Source organism: Prevotella communis (genome assembly GCF_022024175.1).
GTDB lineage: Bacteria > Bacteroidota > Bacteroidia > Bacteroidales > Bacteroidaceae > Prevotella > Prevotella communis.
Genome location: NZ_CP091794.1, coordinates 264,769 through 279,095 on the forward strand (window position 1 = coordinate 264,769; position 14,327 = coordinate 279,095).

A 14,327-nucleotide genomic window follows, 5' to 3' on the forward strand; every position below is an offset into this window, starting at 1 on the left:
TATGATGAGATATTTAGTACTGATACTGACCTTAGTGCTTGCTGCATCTTGCGGGCATGACTCAGAGACAACATCTTCTCTGAAAGATGCTGGCGTGCTGAATATCTATGTCTATCCGGCAGACGACCCGATGGTGACCCGTGGTGACGAGGGACTGATTAGTGCGAAGGTCTTGGAGAATGCGGTGAAATCTCTGAAGATATGGGTCTTCAGACATGCGGGAGGTGCTGCTACGGATTTGCCGCTTCACTATCTGGCGCCGGCAGAACCAGAGTTGCAGGGCAGTCGTGCAAAACTGTTTCAGATAGCTTTGACGGAGGAGCAGGTAAAAGCGATAACAGGTGATGGCAATCAGGTGGATGTCTATGTGCTGACAAATGCAGAGAGTATCGGCTTGGGCACCTTGAATGGCAGTTCCAAGCGTAGTGAGGTACGCGATGCGGTGATTGCGTCCGACTATTTCGGAACAACCAGTCTGACAACGGACATCTCTGCAGCCGGACTGCCGATGGCGGGCTGTGCGGAGAATATCTCTGTTCAGGGCTCCTATCCTGTTCTGAGTCTCCCCGTGGTGAAGCTGACACGTTGCGTATCAAAGATTCGTTTCGTGATGGCTCAGAACAAAGATGTGGATGCGCAGTTCTCTATCACCAGTATCCAGTTGCATGGCAACCAGTTCCCTGAGGCGGAGCATGTGTTTAATACGACTGCCAACCCCTACTATATCAGCGACGGATATGTGACAGACCCAGTATCCATCACACCTCCTGCTGTCGTGGCAAAGACGGAGCGTATTTTTGATCTTGTGTATAAGTCGCAACAGATACAAGACTACGAGGATATCCTCGATAAGTTTGTAGCGGATGGTGAGGTCTCGCAATTAGGACCATATTATTTCCGTGAGAGTGACAAACGCCTGTCGGGTACGATTGGTTATCGTATTGAGGAGAATAATCAGGTGTATAACAAAACGGTGAACTTCCAGATGAACGAGGTTCCTGGCAACTATAACTTCAGTAGAAACCATTCCTGGATAGTCTATGTATATTATCTCGGAGGTGAGGAACTGCGTATGCTTCAGGTATATATCCGCTCATGGGAAGAGGCCGAGAGAGAACGTGATTTATATAATTGGTAAGGAGTGTGGTGATGAAACGTAGAATGACGATATATGATAATCTGTTATGGACAGTCTTACTGCTCATGATATGGGGTGTGTCGTCATGTTCTGATGATAATGAACCTATGGACGGGGATACGTTGCAACTGCTTTCCTACAGTCGTGAGTTTGAAGACGTAACGCGCAGCGCTACTGTGCCTGCAGGCTATCAACTTTATTCTGTGCAGCATCCAGAGGTGGCAGAAGAGGGACACGCTATCTGCACGTATCTGACTGTCGCGCCTCAAGAAGCAAGTCTTCGACGCTTTGTCTATGAGACAGACCGCTGGCATTCCAACGCCATCGTGAAGGACGGAGTGGACTATTATATCTATGGCTATCTGCCGATGAATGCGGTAGAGGATGTAGGGATATCTCCTTTCCAGGACGACTATAGTCTGGGTGCTACGCTTCATATGTCGGGGATAGATTATTTCTCGAATAAGGATATCAGTCTGATAGTCGGGGTGAAGGGTACTGAGAGTGTTGATGCCAATGTTGAGGTGAAAACGGGTAATTTCCTCTATCAAGGTAAGGGACGTAATCAGAATCATGTCTATCTGCTGTTCGATCATCTCTATTCTGCCTTGCGATTCAGCATTCGTGTCGATCAGAATTACGCGGAGATGCGGAAAATTCATATCAAGTCAATCGTGCTGACATCCAGTGCAACATCAAAGGTGAATGCTGATATCGTGATGAAACCGGGTGCTACACCTATTAACAGCATCACTTACACACCGACAGACGAGGCAAAGGGAGAATATACGCTGCTAGATACCGAACATGAGTTGACAACAGCCTATGAGACTCTGGGTGTTCCAACTTATTTCGCCAGTGGTGCCAGCGTGAATCTGAAACTGCAATGTATCTATGATGTGTATGACAGGAAGAATAACCTCGTACGTAAAGACTGTACCAGCGAGAATAAACTGCAGGATGTGCTGCAAACTATCAAACGTGGTGAGAGGAGAACGATAAAACTGACAGTGAAACCAACCTTCATTTATGTCCTGTCCGATCCGGATCTGGACAGTCCTACGGTGGTAACTGAATAACAATAGGAGAATGGACAATTGAGAATCAAAGATACGATAATAGGCTTCATGATGTTCCTGGGCGCCGTGACGGCTCAGGCACAGATTACCATTGGTGGTAACGTCTATGGCGGTGGTAATGCCGGTGATATGAACGGCAAGACGAGTGTTACCGTGCGTGCCGGCGATATCAATGGCTCGGTCTATGGTGGTGCTCGTCAGGCTAATGTGGGCGGTCATACCTTCGTTAATATCGATGGCGAGAATATGAGTGGCGATATCCTTATCAATTATGTATATGGTGGTAACGATATCGCAGGAACGATTGGAACATCGGTCTTGCCAACGAAAACGGTTCAGAAAATCAATCAGGCTACCAGTGAGATTACCTATGAAGAGGTGCCGCTGCTGAAGAAGGCAGAAGAAAATGGTATTGACAATTCTTATAATTCCTTGGTTCTCACCACAAAAGAGAAGATGGTAGGTTCAACCCAGCCATACAAGATTTATATTGGACAGGTCTTTGGCGGTGGTAATGGCGACTATGACTATACTTCGCAGACGAGTGAGTTCTATGGTATGGTGAAGCCGGAACTGAGAAAGGCGTATCTGGAAATCCGTGGCGGTTCTATTGTTATCCTCTATGGCGGTGGCAACAATGCCACAGTGACTGAGGCAACAGATATTTGTATTGATAATGAGAGTGCGATTACCTATAATATGACAGATGAGAAAGGTAATAGTAAACTGACTACCGAACGTCTGAAAGCCATGGGTATTTTCGCTCTTGGCAGTGCTGGTGAAAATGTGGCCACGAGTGATGCCTACCAGTTCTCTCGTGTGTTTGGCGGAAATAATAAGGCACCGATGGATATTCGTCCTAAGTGGCACCTGAACAGTGGTAAGATACGTAACCTGTATTCTGGTGGTAACCGTGGTGCGATGACATACGAGAAAGGTATCTTCCTGCCGGTGAACTCTGATGCTTTGGAAATCAATAATGTCTATGGTGGCTGTCGTATGGCAGACGTGAATCCAGGAAAGGCTATCGATGAAGAAACCATCGAAGGTGTGCTCTGTCCGGCTGGTTATGCAGCCCGTGTGCATATTGGTGGTGGTAATATCTATAATGTCTATGGCGGTAATGATATCTCGGGCATGGTCTATGGCGGTTCGGCAGTGGGTATCCACAGCACGGTCAATGGACAGGTGTTCGGAGGCGGTAACGGTTCTTACCCATATACAGATAATAAACAGCTGAAGACATCCGACCTCTATGGTGATTATTTCTACGATGTCAATGATATCCTAGGGCATGATAGTAATACTGTCTTTAACGGACAGGAGAGTGCTGAGGCACTTTATCAGTTCCGACCAAATACGGAGGCTGTGACTGTACGTCTGATAGGTACGGAGGCAAAGCCAACCTATATCGGCGGTTCTGTGTACTGTGGAGGCAATAGCGCAACACTACGTTCTACGAGTAGTACGGCAAGAGCTGAATTGAAAATTGGTGCCAATGTCTATGCTCACCAGGTGTTCATGGGCAGTAATGGTGAGAACATGCTGACAGAGAGTGTGCTGGCGCGCTTGGCTAAGTATGTGGATGAGAATGGAAACACCACTGACAACACGTCTGATGCCGACTTCAGTCAGATGAATCTTCTTGATGCCACTCAGTTTGCTACCTATATGAAAGGCTGCGAGATGGGCATCAAACCACGTGTGGTGTTCGATCCTGATTATGTGAACAAAAAGACCTATTTCGGCTCGTTCTTCTGCGGCGGCAACAGAGGTAGTGTGAATACTGAGGGCATGAACACTATTGACTTTAACTATGGTGTGATTATCTATGACAAACTGGTGGGCGGCAGCAATAACGCTTATATCAAACCTACGCAGTATAATGCGGCTTACAATGGTGGAATTATTGGTAGTCCTGACAGCGCTCCGGATGGGAAGATTGGAAATAAGCTGACGCTGAACCTCTCCGGTTTGGAAATCAGACCTATGCGATGGAAGACTGACTCATACGGAAATCTGATATTGGATAATAATGGCAAGCCACAGCTGGAATGGAATGTCTATACGAATCTGGGTGTGAAATCAGGAACACCGACGACGATAGGCGCGACGGATACAAGCGGTGGTAATACGACTACGGATGACTTGAACCGACGTCTTGTCGGTGGAAATATCTATGGCGGCTGCTATAATAGTGGTCACGTGAATGGTAATGTGATTATTAATATCAATGCCAGTCTGGTAGATACGAACGTTCTCTTCGACAAGGTGACCTTGGATGCAAATGGTGAAGAGAAACTCTTTGCAAGTGATGAGCTGCATCCTGGTAACGACAAGTATTTTATTGAGGAACGTCGCACGGGTGTCATCCGTGGTCAGCAGGGTATTGACGTGCTGGGTAAGAGCCTCAACGTATTTGGCGGCGGTAAGGGACGAGATACCGAGATATGGGGTAGTACCACCATTAACCTGAATGAGAAATCGTATGTGTTCCAGATCTTCGGTGGTAGTGAGGAAGGCATCATCGGTGAAGCTACTGGCACCTCAACAGAGCTTGATGGTACTTATGTCAATGGTGTCTATTCCTTCAATGGGAAGAGCTATCTATATAACCCGAACTACAGCTGCTATGTTAATCTGAGGGGTGCTAAGGAAGGTGTGCCGAAGAGTGCAACGAGTAGTGAGGAGATGGCTGACTGTGAATATATCTACGGTGGTGGCTTCTTAGGTCCTATCTGTGGTAACACAGTTATTAATCTTGGCAAGGGGCGTGTCTACCAGACCTTTGGTGGTTCTTGTAATGCTGATATCCTTGGTCATACTGAGACCTACGTGGGTAGGCAAGTGAATGCAGACGGCTCTTTCACAGAGGGATTCCCTTATGTTCGTGACTATATATATGGTGGTAATGACCTAGGTGGTCGTATTCTTAATAAGGCCGATTTCACCAGCAGAATACGTCAGGGGGTAAGTGGCCTGACGCTTCCAGGCATAAATGCAGCCAAGGAGGTGTCGGCTTATACAGAGTATACGCAGGGACATCTGGTGGGAATCTATGCTGGTTGCTACGGTACATATGACTATACGGAATTCCAGTTCAGGAAATTCTTCGATGAACATGGCAACGCCCGAGTGACTGCTGATGCTATCTATACCAAACCACGAATGGATAATGCCTTCGTGAATTTCCGGCCAACAGCGACAGCTCTCCTGAAGAATAATGCCAATAACACTGTGACAAAGGTCTATGGTGCCGGACAGGGTAGTCCAGGTGATGCTGACCGTGATATCATGCAGGACCGCAGCTATATCCTGATTGATATTCCGCAGGATATGGAGAACTACAAGCAGATGGAGGTCTTTGGTGCCGGTGCATGGAGCGGATTGGGCATGAGGGAATACGTAGCTCCTATAGCGACACCTAATGCTACGGAGAAAGCTGCCCTGGATAAGGTGTCGGCTATTATCGACTTGCCTCGAGGCCAGATTAACGCTGTCTATGGTGCCAGCTATCAAGAAGGATTTACGCGTCGTACGGAAGTGAATGTGCCTGAGAAATCTACCATCAGTCTGAATAAACTCTTCGGTGGTGCCTATGGTTTGAGCAATGACACTATCTGTGATGCCTATGAGGCTAATGTGAACTGGAATAGTTCTGATGCGCTTGTAGGGTATATCTTCGGAGGTAACAATAATGCGCGCCGCACACTCTATGGACGTGTGAATATCAATGCACCAGTTTGGACTAATAAGACATCCGGATATATGGCTTCTGTCTTTGGTGCTGGCTGTGGTGAGGATACGTGGTCACAATATACGGAGGTGAACTTCAATAAAGGGGCACAGGCTTATATTATCTACGGTGGTGGTCAGAATGGTCGTGTTTGTAATGTGGCTACAGCCCGCAGGATGTTGGTGGAGGAATTTAATGATCCTGCCTATAAAGGACTGGCTATTGGCAACGACTACGAAGAAGACGGTTTGAAGAATCCTTTGGCAAAGCCACGTCACGATGGCAGGAAATATAATACCAACGTCATCATCAACAAGGGCTCTGTTGTTGGTTCTTACCTTGGCGGCTATCAGGTAGGAGGTGGCTATGCCTATGGTGGTGGCATGGGTACCGTTGGTAAGAACAGAAGTGGTGATGTCAATGGCACTACCTATATCGCTCTGCTTGGTGGACTGGTTGAGAAGGATGTTGTTGCTGCAGGTTCTGTCGGTTCTGTGTTTGACCGTTACGGTAATCTGACGGATGAGTACGATAATCCCTTCGAGGCTTCTACGACTGCTTATATCGCTGCTGGTGTTGCACGTAACGTGTTCGGTGGTGGATATAAGGGTAGTGTAGGTAAGCACAAGACAACGGAGCCACTGTTGGACAAGGATGGTAATCCGGTTAAGGACAAGCAAGGTCAAAACATGATGGTAGAAGTGGATGCCGACCTCAATGCCACTACAGAGGGTGATATCCCTGCTCAGGCAAATATCATCATCGGTATTCGTAAGGACCAGGTAACCGATAGTCTGAAGAAGGCTATGAAATACCTGAAGGATGAGGCTGCAACTAATGGCTATGATACCGATACGGAGAATGACTATCAGTATGGTTATTATAATGGCGTACCTGCCATCCAGCGTAACGTTTATGGCGGCGGTGAGGGCGAGACTGAGAAGGGAGGCCGTGGCGGTGCTATCTATGGAACGGCCAATGTGACTCTCAACAATGGCTATATCGGTTATGACTATATCAATGGTGATTTCATTGAGAAGCTGAATGATGAGACCTGGACGGTGAGCGACAGTATCGGTCGCCTGAAGGACTATGGAAACATCTTCGGTGGTGGCTATAGTGATAAGAGTAATGTAGACGAGACCAATGTCGTGATGTGGGGAGGCGTAGTCCGTGGCAGTGTGCATGGCGGTGCCGAGATTGCTGCTATCGGACGTGGTGAGACGACTGAGAGTGGCGAGGTGAACCATATCCGTACGTTCGGCAAGATTACGAAGCCTGGTAAGACTCATGTGACCATGTATAATGGACATGTGAAGCGTAATGTGTTTGGAGGAGGTAAGGGCTATAACGTCTTAGGATTTGGTGGCTCCAATGATCTCTATACTGATGGTTATGTATTCGGTCAGACGGAAGTCTATATTCATGGTGGTGAGATAGGTACTGCAGAAGCTGTAAAGGAAGGCAAGAACTATGGTAATGTGTTTGGCGGTGGAGACCTGGGCTATGTCTATAGTAAAGGCTTCGATAATCCCAAGACAAAGGCTGACAAACAGGCCGGTATTACTACGGGTTCTCCTCAGCACTACTACTATTATTACGGGGAGAATGGTGAGGATAAACTGATAGAAGACTGTAAGGTGGTGGTTGAACCATACCTGCAGGTAAAGGCTGATCAGGCTACAATCAACGGAAAGACAAAAAACAAGTATGAGTATTTCGAGACCAACGACCTGAACACACTTCCGAAAGATAAATCGGCATGGGCTGATTTGTTTACAGGTGATAAGGATGCCAATGGTAATCCTGTTCCTGGTGATACCGAGGAGCGTGGTGTGCTCATTCATAATGCTGTGTTTGGCGGTGGCAACGTGTCGTCAAACAGTGATACGCATTATGCCAATGCTACCACGGTGTTTGGTAATACCACGGCAACGCTCTATGACTGTTATCACCGTGACTTTATCACCGTTGGTACCGAACATACCGGTGGCTTGTATGGTGGTGGTAACCTGTCGAAGAGTGATGGCTATCGTGAGTTGAATATCACGAACTATGGTACCGACTACTATGGTCTGTCTAGTCGTATCACCTTGGAAGAATACCGTAACTTGTCGAACCGTGAGCATGCTTACTTCCAACTGGAATATGTTTGTAAGGATGGTACGGAGCCCCATGAGGTGGAGGGCGTTACTAAGTATGGTGTCTATATAGATGGGGATTTCTACGAGAATGGACAGCGTGTCAAGGAGGAAGACTTTGAGAAACTGAAGAAGGCATCTGACTTCAATGCGTCCAACTGGGAGCAGTTCGGATTCTGTTCTATCTATGCCGGACGCTTGTTGAACACCATCCAGCGAGCAGACTTCTGTGCTGTCTTCGGTAGTCGTATGGTGCTTCAGGGCGCTAAGGACCGTGTGGCAGAGGTAGGCGAGGATATCGATTATACCATTAACCGTGTCGGCGAGTTGTCATTGAACAAACAGCGTTCGGTACGTACCGATGCGGCTGGTTATACAGGCAGTAATCCTGATACCGGTAGTGAGGCTTTGCATGGCAACTACTTTGGTATCTATAGTATTGTGAATTATCTGGGTAACCTGACCAGTGATGTGGCATTTGGTGATGACTATGTGGATAGTAATGGTAATCCGGTGACAGACCTCACAACCAATCAGCCATATACTTATTACAGTTTTAAGAAGTCACGCCCAACGGGTAATGACAGAAACTATGGCATGAGTCCTAACCAGGTGGCACTGGCCTCGGGTGTGTTCCTGGAACTGACCACTGAACTGACGGAACAGAATCCAAATAAGGAGAAAGACTATGGTCTGATAACCGGAGTGGTGGAACTTGACCTAATCAATGTGAAACGTTCTACAGAGGGTGGTGGCTTCGTCTATGCAAAGAACGAACACCGTGTGCCAAGATTCTATCCCAACAAGAAGAATGTAGTTCTCTCAGAATATAATAAGCCCAGAATAGTCAATGGCGAGGAAGTACGCGACGATGCACGTACCTATAAGCAGTATCGCTATTCTGAAGACCAGAAAGGTGACTGGAGCAGTACGGGCAGTTATATCATTAGTGGTGATGTGGAGGAGAATGCTTATAAGCCACAGCTTATTGAGACATCTGGAAACTTCATCCATCCCAGCGACAAGCGTATTATCGACGACTGTTATCCCACGAATAATGCCTACATCATCGGTGCTGACCCTTACTCTAAGGCTCATTACTGGTATGTAAAGGGTTCGGTATATGTTTATAAACAGGTGGTATCGGCCTATACTGGTAGTGCCAATGCCTACTCCAAGGATGTGCGTCTGCCACTTACTATTACGGCGGCTTCTAACGGACGCCTGAAGTTACTTGATGTCAAACCAAATCTCTATGCCTACTACTTTGAGGAAGGCAAGAAGATTGGTACAGAGGGAAATGATGGCAGTGCATGGGTCAATAACAATGCCGACAGGTATCATTTGAATGACGTTATCACTTGGTGGGACTGGAATCACCTGAGTGTGTCTGATAAGAAACTCTTTGTTACCGAGACTGTTGTCAACAGCAGGTCGTGCAAGATTGACGGACAGGAATATAAGATTGGAGAGTATGTGATGTTGCCAACGGATGTGAGCTCCTTCAAAGCGGATAATCATACAATCACCGACCTTGAGGGACATCCTTTCGTTGATATCCATGGACATCCTATGAGTAATTCGGAGGTGGTGGACGACGTGTTCCGCACATCAAATAATATCGGACATGATACTGGTTATGTGCTGACCTTCGATATGGACACACCAAAGATTTGGAGCGACTGGTATAGCCCTGTTACTGGTAATAGCACCTATACCGTCAATGGTAATACCGTTAGCACCACTAGAAAGACGAAGGAAGAGTATGACGCCCTCTCGTCAGAAAGTAAGTCAGACTGGGTGGAAGGTCCTACCTTCAGTCCTCAGACAACGGCGGTCTATGGTCGTCGTGACTATTCCGAGGGTGATATCATCACAAAGGCTGTCTATGAGAATACGAATGATGGCAAGGAGCATATGGAGGAGGCCTATGTGGCTCTTGAGACTGTAAGCTATACCTATCATGGTCAGAACAAGACGGCTAATTCGGGTACCGCTATTCCTGCCAAGGAGTATGGAGAACTGACCACAGAACAGAAGAAGTGCTTTGGAAAGGCCTGGGTTTGTATCGGTTCTTTGAAACTGGCTGAAGAAGACTATCTGTTGAATGGCGACCTGCTCACTGCATCGCAGATAGCAGCACTGAAGACTAAGTACCATAATGTGATAGACGAAGAAGAGATAGATGCTATCATGACGGAGGCCTATATCTGTACGCTGACAGGAAAATACGGTGGACTGACCTATGAGGCTAATATGAACTATAGTGCGAAGGACTCGTGGTGCTCATTATCTGAAGACGACCGTAAACACTTCGACTTCAACCACGATGCCTTAGACCTCTTCGCCGATCCTAACTATCTGGGCTTCTATAACCCTAACCCGTCTGAGAAAAAGACCACAGAGCAGGCCTACAGGGCGCCATATAGTAGCCAGGTGCCTGTGGAGTATAATGCAGTGTACAATTCAGATAACACACAGACGTTGATGTTTACAGATGGAACAACACGCACGTTCACGTCTAATACACCTGGAGCAGTACTTACAAGTGGCGAATTTGAGAGAATACGTAACGACAAACGTTATTATACTCGTATAGAGACCGGAACAACAGATACCGATGCCTATGTGGCTATCGACAACTTTACTGATGCTCAGGGAACACCGTATGGTAAGGGACAGGTGGTAGATGCAGATGTCTATAGCGCACATGCCGGTAAGGTAAATAAAGTCACGGGACTGACACCAAACTCAACGACCTACTACTGTTTTGAAGCACATCAGGAGGGAGACAATACGATAAGTGTCGGTCATAGAATTGATGAGAGTCGCTATAACGAGTTGATAGACCATCAGAAGTTCTTTACCATCCAAGGACAGGAACCTACAGAGACGACAACGCTCTTTGTGAACCGTGAGAGTGATATCAGGGATCTGACTAAGGAGAAAGTGGTTACGGTGGTATATCAATATACGTATTATGAGAATGGTGATAATGGTGATGTCAAGATGACTAATGAACTGCATGTGGTGAATATCCACCTGCAGTTGGAAAGTGGCGCACCTTCTATTGGCACGCTGAACGAACCGCCAATTGTATTGCCGGGTAGTGCCGTTGGTCTGGACCGACCTGAGGTAAGAGCCGGTATCTATGAGGTGCTTATCAATGGTTGGGAACTCTATTCCGATAAGAACGATGCCGACCACCATCGTAATGGCGTACCGTTTACGAACAACAAGACGCCGGTTTACTGGTATCAGAATAATGACCACTATATTGCGTTCTATTCAAAGACTTATCTGGGTAAGACCTATTCTAATAGTGTGCCTGTGAGGGTGGCCAACTATCACGACTTGGGTGAGGTGATGGAACGCTATAAGGATAATCACCTCTATATAGACCGTGCTGATGTGGACCGCCCAGCAAAGGTTTATATCAATGACTACACAACAGTAAGCGATGATGATCCACGCAAGGATAAAAATGGGCTGGATGAATTGAAGAACCTCTTCGACTTGAGTCTGCTCACACCATCTGAAGATGAGCTGGATGAGGATGGGCTCATCAAGACGGGAACCTTCCAGGGACATGCTCCTCTGGGTAGTCATATCCGTGGTGCTCAGAATCTGGAGTTCATCCTGCGTACAGATATTGATGGTTCTGTGCCTGATGGTTCTCCTGCCCGTCAAGCCATAGCTCCTGTCACAGGCGAGACCTGTTTCGGTGGTAATATGCATGGTGACGGACATCAGATAACAGGACTGACGAATTCTCTCTTCGGAAAACTCTGCGGTAATGTGTATAACCTCGGGGTGACGGGTTCATTTACTTCTGCCGGTGTGGCTGACGAGGGTGATGGCTTCGTCGAGAACTGTTGGGTAAAGACGTCTGCGACATCCCTCCCTGCTAATGCGGAGAAGGTGAATGCAGTATTCGGCAATCCGAGTGATCCGACGAATCCTAACTGTGTTCAGGTGGTGAACTGCTACTATCCGGAGAGTAATGCGGCTATCTATGCCGGCGGTCAGGCCCGCAAGATGGCGGATAAGGCTTTCTATGACGGTGAAGTGGCTTACAACCTGAATGGCTTCTACTTGTGTAAACGCTATTACGATGGCATCCACCTCGGCACCGGACAGGCGTATGAATACTTCCCCGCTCATGTCGATGGTACGCTGCCTACCAATACGGAAGGCACGAAAAATGTGACGAGTACGGCTTACTATCCAGAATCGTATGCTTACTATACGCCGCAGGGTGTACCATTGAAACAAGGTGTTACGCAGGCGCCAAAGATGGGCTATGTGGAACAACGCTACTATGATGGTGACTTCCGTTATGCCGCTGGTCAGATTCCTGAGGGCTACAACGTACGTAGAAGGGAGAGTGAAGACATCGACGAGTATGGTAACCCGATCGTTGCGTGGGCTCCTATATGGCCCGACGACTATCTGTTCTTTGGACAGACGCTGAGTTATGGCTATGTTGACGGACGCTCGCATCAGCATTTGCCTTCGGTTATCAATAAGTCGGATGAACGTCTGCTCACCACCGATGCCAATAACCGTGTCTATCGTGCACCAGCCTACTTCCGTAGCAGTAAGATGCGTATGGCCCACTTCAATCCTAATGCCGTCTTTGCCGAGACCATGAATGGCGATGCCACCAAGGTGGCCTATAAGGATATGACAGCTATCGACTTCACTGGCTATGGTGACGTATCTAATGGCTATCAGATAGAATGGACAACAGCTGCTCCTTACAACCATGTCGAAGGTGGCGTGTTCTATCCGCCATTGCTCGATGATGGTGGTCTGACGGCATTCCAGAATGTGAACCTGACGAAGAACCTGCTGGCATATACGGAAGCAGAGAGTGATGCCGCACAACTCATGCCGGCTCAGAAGACAGCCAATGTCATCAGCGCTAAGTTGCACGACTATGATTATATAGAGACTGATGCCGATTATAAGACTGTGGCAGAATGGGACTATACCTCAAACTATGAGGGTATGCACGGTCACTGGGTATATAAGTCGGGCACGGATTATATCGCCTCACTCGACCATTTCCTGTTGGATAAGCATGACTTCAATGCACCTATCGCCTATCAGTTTGACGACAGCCATCGTATGTGGTATCAGCGCAAGCCGGATATGTTCGTAGACCGTACAAAGGGGTGGGAGGGCGTCAGTCTGCCGTTCACTGCAGACATCGTTACTACTAATACGAAGGGTGAGATAACACACTTCTATAGTGGAAGCAACTCCGAGGACGAGACCACAAAGACTAAGGTGGGACATGAATACTGGTTGCGTGAACTTAAGGATGGCGGCACACTGTCTGATGACCAGAAGGTCTATACAGCCAACTTTGCCTATCCTACTTCCGTCAGCACCGATTTGAATAAGGAGGTGACAAACACGTTCCTTTGGGATTTCTATTATAAGGCCGACTATGACCGCCAGGATGCCAATAGTGATCTCTATCAGACCTACTATAGCAATACGCGTGAGTATGAGAAATATGCACGTCTCACTTCGGGTAAACCGTATATCATCGGATTCCCAGGTGCCACTTACTATGAATTTGACCTCAGTGGAACGTTCATTCCCGCTAACACAGCACCTGGCAGTTCTAAGGAACTGAAGAAGCAGGTGATTACATTTGCATCTGCCACAGGTGCAGAGATCAGCGTGAGCGACGAGGAGACGGCTAAGACTCAGGGTGGCGACGAGGCAGGTGTGACAGAAGATGGCTTTACCTTCAAGTCAACCTATCTGAATAATCCAGAGATAGCAGAGGGTAGGGATGTGTTCCTGATGGATGCTGATGGTAGCAGTTTCGACAAGACCGCTCCCGGCGAGGTGACTATCGCTGCTTTCCGTCCATACTTCACGAAACCAGCCACAGCCGGTTCACGTGCAAGAAAGGTCGAACAGATTGTATTCAGCCAGACCAACAGCAAGTTTGGTGTTGATGATCAAGACCCGAGGGATGATGAATACAGCGGTACGCTGAATATCTTCACCAAGAAGCACAAGATTGTGGTAGAGTCAACGCTGAAGCAGACTGTTGACGTTAATATCATCACACCTGCGGGCGTCACGCTGAATACCGTCACGGTAGAACCGGGTCAGACTGTCGAGACCAGAATGACCAATCGTGGCGTCTATATCGTTCAGAGTGCTGACGGACGCCATAAAAAGAAGCTGGCAGTAAGATAACAACA

At 47.5% G+C, this 14,327-nt stretch carries 3 protein-coding genes; all 3 read left to right on the top strand.

What is annotated here, in order from left to right; translation table 11 throughout:
• The first annotated feature begins 1 nt into the window (after position 1).
• Genes L6466_RS01040 through L6466_RS01050 form a run of 3 tightly spaced genes read left to right on the top strand, consistent with a single transcriptional unit; the run spans position 2 to position 14,322 of the window.
• On the top strand, positions 2–1,138 hold the full coding sequence (locus L6466_RS01040; RefSeq protein WP_237802334.1) for a hypothetical protein: 1,137 nt from the start codon (positions 2–4) through the stop codon (positions 1,136–1,138).
• Between the two features lie 11 nt (positions 1,139–1,149).
• Complete coding sequence (locus L6466_RS01045) at positions 1,150–2,217, top strand: hypothetical protein (RefSeq protein ID WP_237802333.1); 1,068 nt, start codon at positions 1,150–1,152, stop codon at positions 2,215–2,217.
• 18 nt (positions 2,218–2,235) lie between these two features.
• Positions 2,236–14,322 carry a hypothetical protein gene (locus tag L6466_RS01050; protein WP_237802332.1) on the top strand — a complete coding sequence of 4,029 codons (12,087 nt, stop codon included), beginning with the start codon at positions 2,236–2,238 and terminating at the stop codon, positions 14,320–14,322.
• The last annotated feature ends 5 nt before the right edge of the window (positions 14,323–14,327 follow it).

Excerpts from the sequence above, each read along its gene's own strand:
- L6466_RS01040 (WP_237802334.1), top strand. The coding sequence starts at position 2 with ATGATGAGATATTTAGTACTGATACTGACCTTAGTGCTTGCTGCATCT.
- L6466_RS01045 (WP_237802333.1), top strand. The coding sequence starts at position 1,150 with ATGAAACGTAGAATGACGATATATGATAATCTGTTATGGACAGTCTTA.